Origin of the sequence: Brevundimonas sp., from assembly GCF_023259385.1 — a bacterium.
Lineage (GTDB): Bacteria > Pseudomonadota > Alphaproteobacteria > Caulobacterales > Caulobacteraceae > Brevundimonas.
The window spans coordinates 1-8,990 of record NZ_JAHFPF010000145.1 but is presented as its reverse complement, the minus strand read 5'-3'; the positions used below and the strand labels follow the sequence as shown (position 1 = coordinate 8,990).

Below are 8,990 nucleotides of genomic sequence, written 5' to 3'. Positions count from 1 at the left end.
AGTGCGGCTCGCACACCGTGCCCTATATCGAGGCCCGCAACGGCTCGGCCCAGCTGGAGCACGAGGCGACGACGACGCGCCTGAGCGACGATCAGATGTTCTACGCCCAGCAGCGCGGCCTGTCGCAGGAGGAGGCGGTGGCCCTGCTGGTCAACGGCTTCGTGCGCGACGTGCTGCAGCAACTGCCGATGGAGTTCGCCGTCGAGGCGCAGAAGCTGGTGGCGATCAGTCTGGAAGGGTCTGTCGGATGACGGATCGCCGAGTCGGCTTCGCCAACAAGGTCGCGAAGGAAGCGCCTTCAGCGGGCCTAATGAATGACGCGCGCGCCAACGAACGCCTCGCGCGGAAGGTGGAATGGCGGACGCCGAACGCCACCGAGCAGAAGACGTTTGAAGATCACAAAACGCTCAAGACCTATGCGGAGTTTCTCGTCGCGGCCGTCGAGGTCGATAACGAGAGCTGGATCCTGATGGAGCGCGTCTGGCACGGCTTCCCCGACCCGCCCCGCTGGATCTTCATCGCATTCGATCCGAACGGTCGGACGATCTGCGGCGGCGATTTCGATCATATCCCCACGAACTGGACGATGCCCGAAGGCGCGATCCTGCCTTTGGAAGAGACTGTTTGACCATGCTTTCCATCTCCAATCTCCACGTCTCCGTCGGCGACAAGCCGATCCTCAAGGGGCTGACGCTCGACGTTCCCGCCGGTGAGGTGCACGCCATCATGGGGCCGAACGGGGCGGGCAAGTCGACGCTGGGCTACGCCCTGTCGGGCCGGCCGGGCTATGAGGCGACCGAGGGCGCCGTGGCGTGGAAGGGCGACGACCTGCTTACGCTTGATCCGGCCGAGCGGGCGGCCAAGGGCGTCTTCCTGTCGTTCCAGTATCCGCTGGAGATCCCCGGCGTGCCGGCGATGACCTTCATCCGCACGGCCCTGAACGCCCAGAAGCGCGCGCGCGGCGAGGACGAGGTCTCGGCCCCCGCCTTCCTGAAGCTGGTCAAGGCGGCGTCGGCGGCGCTGAAGATGGACTTCGACATGCTCAAGCGGCCGCTGAACGTCGGCTTCTCGGGCGGCGAGAAGAAGCGGATGGAGATCCTGCAGATGGCCCTGCTGGAGCCGTCGCTGCTGATCCTGGACGAGACGGATTCGGGCCTGGACATCGACGCCCTGCGCATCGTCGCCGACGGGGTGAACGCCATGCGCTCGCCGGAGCGGTCGATGCTGGTGATCACCCACTACCAGCGCCTGCTGGACTACATCAAACCCGACCGCGTCCACGTGCTGGTCGGCGGCCGCATCGTCGCCTCGGGCGGCCCGGAGCTGGCGCACGCGCTCGAGGCCGACGGCTACGACCAGTACATGGTGCAGGCGGCGTGAACGCCCCCGTGCGCATCGACCTGAAGACTGTCGAGACGATCCCGTCGCGGCGGACCGAGGCGTGGAAATATTCCGACCTGCGCCGCTGGCTGCGGGACGAGCCGCCGCTGTCGCCCGCCCTGCCCGAAGGCGAGCCCAATGCCGGGCCGTTCAAGGCGTTGACGCGCAATGAGGTGCTGATCGCCAACGGCCGCCTGAACTGGTGGTCGGAAGGCGAGATGGAGCCGGGCATCGAGGTCAGCCACCACGCCGGCCCGGACGCGCCGCGGATGGCCGACGAGATGCCGATGGGCGCGCTGGCCGCGGCCAAGGCGCTGGAGGGCGTCTACATCATCTCGTTCAAGGCCGGCGCGCCCCGCACCCTGGCGCTGCGTCTGCTCAGCGACGCGGTCAGGACCGGTCACCACGCCCGGATCGGGGTGGTGGTCGAGGCCGGCGCCCACGCCACCCTGCTGGAATCCCACGAAGGGTGGGGCGAAGCCTATCTGTCCAACACCCTGCTGGAGATCACGGTCGAGGAGGGCGCGACGCTGGAGCGGGTCGTCCTGGTCGACGAGCCGCACGACGCGATTTCGGTGGCGTCGGTCGAGGTCCGGCTGTCGAAGCAGGCGGCCTATCACCAGACCATCGCCGCCTCGGGCGCGAAGCTGCAGCGTCTGGAAACCCGCATCGCCCACGCGGGCGAGGGCGCGACGGTGCGCATGGACGGTCTCTACGCCCTGTCCGGCGACCGCCACACCGACCTGACCAGCGTGGTCGATCACCTGGGCCCCGACGGCCTGACCAGCCAGCTGACCAAGGGGGTGGTGCGCGACACCGCGCGCGGGGTCTTCCAGGGCAAGATCATCGTCGAGCGCGGGGCCGACGGCACCGACGCCCGCATGGGCCACCACGCCCTGATCCTGGGCGAGCGCGGCGAGATCGACGCCAAGCCGGAGCTGATCATCTACGCCGACGACGTGCAGTGCGCGCACGGCAACACGGTCGGCAATCTGGACGAGTCGGCCCTGTTCTACATGCAGCAGCGCGGCATTCCGGCCGAGGAGGCGCGGGCGCTGCTGACCCAGGCCTTCCTGATCGAGGTGGTGGACCGCATCGCGCACGAGGGCGCGAGAGAGGTGGCGAGGACGTGGCTGACGGAACGCTTGTGAAGACCTTCGACGCCTACGCCGCCCGCGCCCAGTTCCCGATCCTGTCGCGGACGGTGAACGGCAAGCCGCTGGTCTATCTGGACTCGGCCGCCTCGGCGCAGAAGCCGCGGGCGGTGATCGACGCCCTGACGGCGGCGATGGAGGGCAGCTACGCCAATGTCCACCGCGGCCTGCACACCCTGGCCAATGAGACGACCGAGGCGTTCGAGGCCGCGCGCGAGAGCGTGGCGCGGTTCCTGAACGCCGAAAGCCCCGACAACATCGTCTGGACCAAGGGCGGCACCGAGGCGATCAACCTGGTCGCCAACGGGATCGGCCTGTCGATCCAGCCGGGCGACGAGATCATCGTCAGCCAGATGGAGCACCACTCCAACATCGTGCCGTGGCACCTGCTGCGCGAGCGGCGCGGGGCGGTGCTGAAGTGGATTCCGCTGCTGGACGACGGGTCGCTGGACATGGCGGCCTATGCCGACGTGCTGGGGCCGAGGACCAGGGTCGTTGCCGTCACCCACATGTCCAATGTGCTGGGCACCATCAATCCGGTGGCCGAGATCACCCGCATGGCCCATGCGGTCGGCGCCAAGGTGCTGATCGACGGTTGCCAGGGCGCGGTGCATGGCCTGCCGGACGTGCAGGCCATCGGCTGCGACTTCTACGCCTTCACCGGCCACAAGCTGTACGGCCCCACCGGCATCGGCGCCCTGTACAGCACGACCAAGGCGCTGGAGGCCCTGCCGCCCTACCAGGGCGGGGGCGAGATGATCGAGACGGTCGAGATGGACCGGGTGACCTACGCCAAGCCGCCGCACCGGTTCGAGGCGGGCACGCCGCCGATCCTGGAGGCCATCGGCCTGGGCGCGGCGATCGAGTGGCTGAGCCAGTATGACAAGGCGGCGATCGACGCCCACGAGCGGGCGCTCTACGCCCATGCGCGGGCGCGGCTGGACGGCGTGAACTGGCTGAAGGTGATCGGCGAGGCGGAAGGGAAGGGGGCCATCCTGACCTTCACCGTCGAGGGCGCCCACGCCCATGACATCGCCCAAGTGATGGACCGCTACGGCGTCGCCGTGCGCGCGGGCCTGCACTGCGCCGAGCCGCTGGCGAAAAGGTTCGGCCTGACGTCGAGCGCCCGGGCCAGCTTCGCCCTATATAATACGACCGAGGACGCCGACGCGTTCGCCGACGCCCTCATCAAGGCGCGTGAGTTCTTTGCATGACCGACCCGATGACCTCTGAAGCCCCGACACCGGACGATGACGGCGGCCGCGCCGCCGCGGTGGAATCCGGCAAGATCAGCCAGCAGGAGCTGGACAAGCTGACCGACGACATCATCGAGGCGCTGAAGACGGTGTTCGATCCGGAAATCCCGGTCGACATCTATGAGCTGGGCCTGATCTACAAGGTCGACCTGTCGGACGAGCGCGACGTGCAGGTCGAGATGACCCTGACCGCCCCCGGCTGTCCCGTGGCCGGCGAGATGCCGATCTGGGTCGAGCAGGCGGTGATGAAGGTCGACGGCATCCGCTCGGCCCGCGCCGACATCGTCTTCGACCCGCCGTGGGATCCCTCCAAGATGAGCGACGAGGCCAAACTCGCGCTCAACATGTTCTGAGGACCGGATGAGCGAACTTTCGACCACCACCCGTCCGCGCCGTCCCCGTCCCAAGGCGATCAGCCTGACGGACGCCGCCGCCGCGCGCGTGAAGGACCTGATGGCCTCGGCCGAGGGCTCGGTCGTGGGCCTGCGCGTCGGCATCAAGAACGGCGGCTGCGCGGGTCAGGAATACACCTTCGCCTTCGCCGACAGCATCCAGCCGCTGGACGAGGTGGTCGAGGACAAGGGCGCCACCGTGCTGATCGACGGCAAGGCGGTGCTGTATCTGATCGGTTCGGAGCTGGACTTCGAGACCTCGAAGCTGGCTTCCAAATTCGTGTTCCGGAACCCGAACCAGACCGATGCCTGCGGTTGCGGCGAGAGCGTCACCATCGTTCCGGTAAAGGCCGACTGAGATGATCCGCCTCGAGGGGGTGACCCGGCGCTATCGCAGCGCGGCGGGCGAGCGCGTGGCGCTGGACAGCGCCGACCTGCATGTCGCCAAGGGCGAAGTGTTCGGCGTGGTCGGCCGCTCGGGCGCCGGCAAGTCGACCCTGATCCGCACCATCAACCGGCTGGAGACGCCGGACGCCGGCAAGGTGTTCGTGGACGGGCAGGAGATCACCGCCCTGAACCCGGCCGAGCTGCGCGCGGCACGGCGTCGGATCGGCATGATCTTTCAGCATTTCAACCTGCTGAACGCCAAGACGATCGCGCAGAACGTGGCCTTTCCGCTGCGGCTGGAAGGGCGGCCCGAGGCGGAGGTGAAGGCGCGGACGGCTGAGCTGCTGGAGCGGCTGGGCCTGTCCGAGCACGCGAACAAGCATCCGGCCCAGCTTTCGGGCGGCCAGAAGCAGCGCGTCGGCATCGCCCGCGCCCTGGCCTGCGGCCCCGGCGTCCTGCTGTGCGACGAGGCGACCAGCGCCCTGGATCCCGAGACGACCGAGGAGATCCTGACCCTGCTGGACGGGCTGAACCGCGACCTGGGCCTGACCATCGTGCTGATCACCCACCAGATGGAGGTGGTGCGCCGGGTCTGCGACCGGGTGGCGGTGCTGAAGGACGGCCGGATCGTGGAGCAGGGCGCGACGGCCGACGTCTTCCTGCATCCGCAGCATCCGGTGACCCGCGCCATGCTGGCCGAGGGCGAGGAGGCGTTCGACGCCTCGGTCGTGCCCGCCGGGGCGCGGCTGGCCAAGCTGACCTTCCGCGGCGCCTCGACCTATGAGCCCGAGTTGAGCCGCGTCGCGCGCTCGGTGGGCGTGGACTATTCGATCCTGTCGGGCCGCATCAGCCGCATCCGGGGCGAGCCCTACGGCCAGCTGGTGGTCGCTTTCACCGGCGGCGACGCCGAGGCGGCGGTGGCGCAACTGACCGCGCGCGGCGTTTCGGTTGAAAGCGTCCTGGGGGAGGCCGCCTGATGTTCGACAACGTCGACTGGAGCGAGATCGGCCGCGCCACCGTGGACACCCTGCTGATGCTGGGTGGGTCGCTGGTGCTGACGGTGATCCTGGGCGTGCCGCTGGGCGTGCTTTTGTACCTGTCGGGCAAGGGGCGGCTGGCGGCCAATCCGGTGCTGAACGCCGTGCTGTCCTTCGTGGTCAATGTGCTGCGCTCGGTGCCCTTCATCATCCTGCTGATCGTCATGCTGCCGGTGACGGTGCTGCTGGTCGGGACCTCGCTGGGCGTGGCCGGGGCCATCCCCCCGCTGGTCGTGGGCGCGGCCCCCTTCTATGCGCGCCTGGTCGAGACGGCCCTGCGCGAGGTGGACAAGGGCGTGGTCGAGGCGACCCAGGCCATGGGCGGCTCCACCTTCCAGATCGTCACCCGCGCCCTGCTGCCCGAAGCCCTGCCGGGCGTCATCGCCGGCGCGACCGTCACGGCCATCGCCCTGGTCAGCTACACCGCGATGGCGGGGGTGGTCGGGGCCGGCGGCCTGGGCGACCTGGCCGTGCGTTTCGGCTATCAGCGCTTCCAGACGGACGTCATGGTCGTGACCGTCGTCCTGCTGCTGGTGCTGGTGCAAATCCTCCAGATGATCGGCGACCGCGTGGTCGCCGCCGTCTCCCGCCGCTGATCGCTCCCCCCGAAAGGCCCTGCCATGATCCGTCGTTCGCTCCTGCTTTCCGCCGCCGCCGTCCTGACGCTCGCCGCCTGCGGCGCGGGCGGGGAGAAGAAGGGCGCCGAGGGCGGCCCGCTGCTGGTCGGCGCGACCGCCGTGCCGCACGCCGAGATCCTGGAGGTCGTCAAGCCGATCCTGGCCGCCGAGGGCGTGCCGATCGAGATCAAGGTGTTCAACGACTACGTCCAGCCGAACGTGCAGCTGGCCGAGCGCCGGCTGGACGTGAACTATTTCCAGACCAAGCCCTATCTGGAGGAGTTCAACGCCGCGCGCGGGACCAGCCTGATCACCGTGGCGGGCGTGCACGTCGAGCCGCTGGGCCTGTATTCGAAGAAGCATACGGCGCTGGCCGCCCTGCCGAACGGCGCGCAGGTGATCCTGCCCAATGACGCCTCCAACACCGGGCGTTCGCTGCTACTGTTGCAGTCGGCGGGCCTGATCACCCTGCGCGACGGCCAGAACCCGTTGCAGACGGTGCGCGACATCACCGGCAATCCGAAGGGCCTGGTCTTCCGCGAGGTTGAGGCGGCGACCATCCCGCGCATCCTGCCGCAGGTCGATGCGGCGGTGATCAACACCAACTACGCGCTCGACGCAGGCCTGAAGCCGCGCGCCGACGCCCTGGTGCTGGAGGGGGCGAACAGCCCCTACATCAACTATCTGGTGGCCCGCCCCGACAACCAGAACGACCCGCGCGTGCAGGCCCTGGCCCGCGCCCTGCGCAGCCAGGCGGTGAAGGACTTCATCGCGCAGAAGTACGAAGGCGCGGTGATTCCGGCGGCCTAGGCGGCGCTCGCCGCGGCCGCAGCCTTCTTCACCTCGTCCGGCGTCGGCACCTGAACGGCGGGGGTGACGGGATTGCCCGTGGCCTCGGCGATCAGTTCGGCGGTGCGGCCTTCGACGGCGGCCTCCAGCCGGGCCAGGAACTCGTCTTTCGGCAGGCCAGTGGGGATGGGGTCAAGGAACTCCAGCGTGGCCGTGCCCGGGTTCTTGCGGAACGCCTCCTGCGGCCAGAACAGGCCCAGGTTGGTCGCGACCGGCACCACCGGCATGTCGAAGTCGCGGTACATGTGCCAGACGCCCGAGCGGTAGCGATACTTCTCGCCGACCTTGGCCAGGTTGCCTTCCGGATAGATCAGGATCTTGCGGCCCTCGGCGTGGGCGTCGGCGGCGCGGTGCTTGAGAGCGTCGCGCGCGGCGCGGCCGCCGCAGTTGTTGACCACGATGGCCCCCAGCTTGCGCAGCACCGTGCCGAGCAGCGGAAACTTCTCCAGGTGGTCGCCGGTGACGAAGGCCAGGTCCTGGAACCGGTCGTAGGTGGCGAAGCCGTCGCCCCAGCTCTGGTGCTTGGAGGCGATGATGAAGGCGCCCTGCGGCAGCCGGTCCTCGCCGCGATACTGGATGCGGATGCCCGCCAGCACGCGCATGGCCTGCACCATCCGCTTCACATAGCGGCGGATGATCCAGCCTGTGGCCCCGCGGCCGGGCGCCAGGGCCGCGATACAGGCGGCCAGGGTGTAGACGATGGACAGCGACCAGTAGGCGATCGCGAAGGCGAAGCTGCGCATGGGGGGACTATGCCCTGTTCTGACGGCAGGCCAACCGATCAGGCGGCGATGTCGAGCGATTCGGCCGAGGTGACCCGGTTCCGCCCGGTCCGCTTGGAGGCGTAGAGGGCCGCGTCGGCGCGTTCCAGCAGGGTCGAGCCCGTCTCGCCCGGACGGCGCACCGCGAAGCCGGCGGAGATGGTCACCGCACCCAGTTCGTCATTGGTGGAGCGGCGTCGCAGCGAGCGCGACGCGATCTCCTTGCGGATGGCCTCCAGCGCGACCTCGACCTGCCTGCTGCTCTCGCGCGGGAAGATGATGGCGAACTCCTCGCCGCCGTAGCGGGCGGCGATGCGGGGCAACTGGCCGTAGCGGCCGATGACGCTGGCGACATAGCGCAGGACCTGGTCGCCGGTCTGGTGGCCCCAGGTGTCGTTGAAGCGCTTGAAGTGATCGACGTCGAGGACGGCCAGGACCATCGGTTCGCCGTCGGCCTCGACCTGCTGGCAGGCGGCGGCCAGATGTTCGTCGAAGGCCTTGCGGTTGGCCAGGTTGGTCAGGGCGTCCGTCATCGCGTCGCGGCGCACCTGTTCCAGGTGTTCGCGCAGGCGGGCGACCTCCTTGGTGGAGGCGTCGAGCTTCTTCTCCAGCGTCTCGTTCTCGCGCTGGACCCGGCGGGTGGCGGTGCTCAGGCCGCCGACGATGGTCTTCAGGGTCTCGCCGTCGCCGGCGGCGTCGATGCTGCTGGCGGCCTTGTCCAGGGTCTGGCCGTAGGCGGCCTGGGACCTGTGGGCCCGGGAGATGGCGTCGGCGACGCTGGACAGCTCGCGGTCCAGCACCCGGCCGGCGTCGCGGATCTCTTCGGTCAGGCGTCCGCGCGGCAGGTATTCGGCCGCCAGCATGTCGGCGGTGGCCTCGGTGAACGGCTCTTCGGCGGCCAGGATGCGCTGGATCTCACGGCCCAGGGCCCCATCGGGGTCCCCGAGATAGTGGAGCCACAATTCGAAATTCAGCGGGGTCGGCCAGACGCCCGCCGCCTCCATCTCATCGATCACCCGACGCGACAGGCTATAGGCTTCCGGTCCCCGGAGCGTGGTCTCGACCGACGAGGTCATGCGGAATTCTTCCCCATGCATCCGCCCCTGACGAACGGATACAGCGGCAAGACGCTAGAACGCCGATCGGTAACGCCGGGT

The 8,990-nt window shown here is 69.0% G+C and carries 12 protein-coding genes; 10 read left to right on the top strand and 2 right to left on the bottom strand.

Annotated features, from left to right (window positions below; all coding sequences use genetic code 11):
- The 10 genes from Q0C81_RS11860 to Q0C81_RS11815 form a co-directional block, all read left to right on the top strand.
- Window positions 1-251, top strand: a 251-nt coding sequence (locus tag Q0C81_RS11860; protein ID WP_291837961.1) for a SufD family Fe-S cluster assembly protein, incomplete at its 5' end; no start/stop codon positions are given.
- Window positions 252-310: 59 nt separating this feature from the next.
- A complete protein-coding gene (locus tag Q0C81_RS11855; protein ID WP_291837958.1) occupies window positions 311-628 on the top strand; it encodes a hypothetical protein in 318 nt (105 codons plus the stop codon).
- A gap of 2 nt (window positions 629-630) precedes the next feature.
- Window positions 631-1,380, top strand: coding sequence for a Fe-S cluster assembly ATPase SufC (sufC, locus tag Q0C81_RS11850; protein WP_291837964.1), 750 nt, complete (start codon window positions 631-633; stop codon window positions 1,378-1,380).
- A complete protein-coding gene (sufD, locus tag Q0C81_RS11845; protein ID WP_291837956.1) occupies window positions 1,377-2,531 on the top strand; it encodes a Fe-S cluster assembly protein SufD in 1,155 nt (384 codons plus the stop codon). Before sufC ends, sufD begins: the two co-directional genes overlap by 4 nt.
- Entirely contained in the window at window positions 2,510-3,748 is a 1,239-nt protein-coding gene (locus Q0C81_RS11840) for an aminotransferase class V-fold PLP-dependent enzyme (RefSeq protein ID WP_291837953.1), read from the top strand. Before sufD ends, Q0C81_RS11840 begins: the two co-directional genes overlap by 22 nt.
- Window positions 3,745-4,143 (top strand): SUF system Fe-S cluster assembly protein, encoded by a 399-nt coding sequence (locus Q0C81_RS11835; RefSeq protein ID WP_291837950.1) that lies wholly within the window; start codon window positions 3,745-3,747, stop codon window positions 4,141-4,143. Before Q0C81_RS11840 ends, Q0C81_RS11835 begins: the two co-directional genes overlap by 4 nt.
- A gap of 7 nt (window positions 4,144-4,150) precedes the next feature.
- Window positions 4,151-4,540: an iron-sulfur cluster assembly accessory protein gene (locus tag Q0C81_RS11830; protein ID WP_291837948.1), complete on the top strand. Its 390-nt coding sequence runs from the start codon at window positions 4,151-4,153 to the stop codon at window positions 4,538-4,540.
- A 1-nt stretch (window position 4,541) separates the two neighbouring features.
- Window positions 4,542-5,546, top strand: coding sequence for a methionine ABC transporter ATP-binding protein (locus tag Q0C81_RS11825; RefSeq protein ID WP_291837945.1), 1,005 nt, complete (start codon window positions 4,542-4,544; stop codon window positions 5,544-5,546).
- The gene (locus Q0C81_RS11820; RefSeq protein WP_291837941.1) at window positions 5,546-6,202 is read left to right on the top strand and encodes a methionine ABC transporter permease; all 657 of its coding nucleotides are present in this window, start codon (window positions 5,546-5,548) and stop codon (window positions 6,200-6,202) included. Before Q0C81_RS11825 ends, Q0C81_RS11820 begins: the two co-directional genes overlap by 1 nt.
- A 24-nt stretch (window positions 6,203-6,226) precedes the next feature.
- Window positions 6,227-7,033 carry a MetQ/NlpA family ABC transporter substrate-binding protein gene (locus tag Q0C81_RS11815; protein ID WP_291837938.1) on the top strand — a complete coding sequence of 269 codons (807 nt, stop codon included), beginning with the start codon at window positions 6,227-6,229 and terminating at the stop codon, window positions 7,031-7,033.
- On the opposite strand, the gene Q0C81_RS11810 is transcribed toward Q0C81_RS11815, so the two are convergent.
- Entirely contained in the window at window positions 7,030-7,815 is a 786-nt protein-coding gene (locus Q0C81_RS11810; RefSeq protein WP_291837936.1) for a 1-acyl-sn-glycerol-3-phosphate acyltransferase, read from the bottom strand. The genes Q0C81_RS11815 and Q0C81_RS11810 overlap by 4 nt on opposite strands.
- 38 nt (window positions 7,816-7,853) lie before the next feature.
- A complete protein-coding gene (locus Q0C81_RS11805; RefSeq protein ID WP_291837934.1) occupies window positions 7,854-8,909 on the bottom strand; it encodes a GGDEF domain-containing protein in 1,056 nt (351 codons plus the stop codon).
- Between the last annotated feature and the right edge of the window lie 81 nt (window positions 8,910-8,990).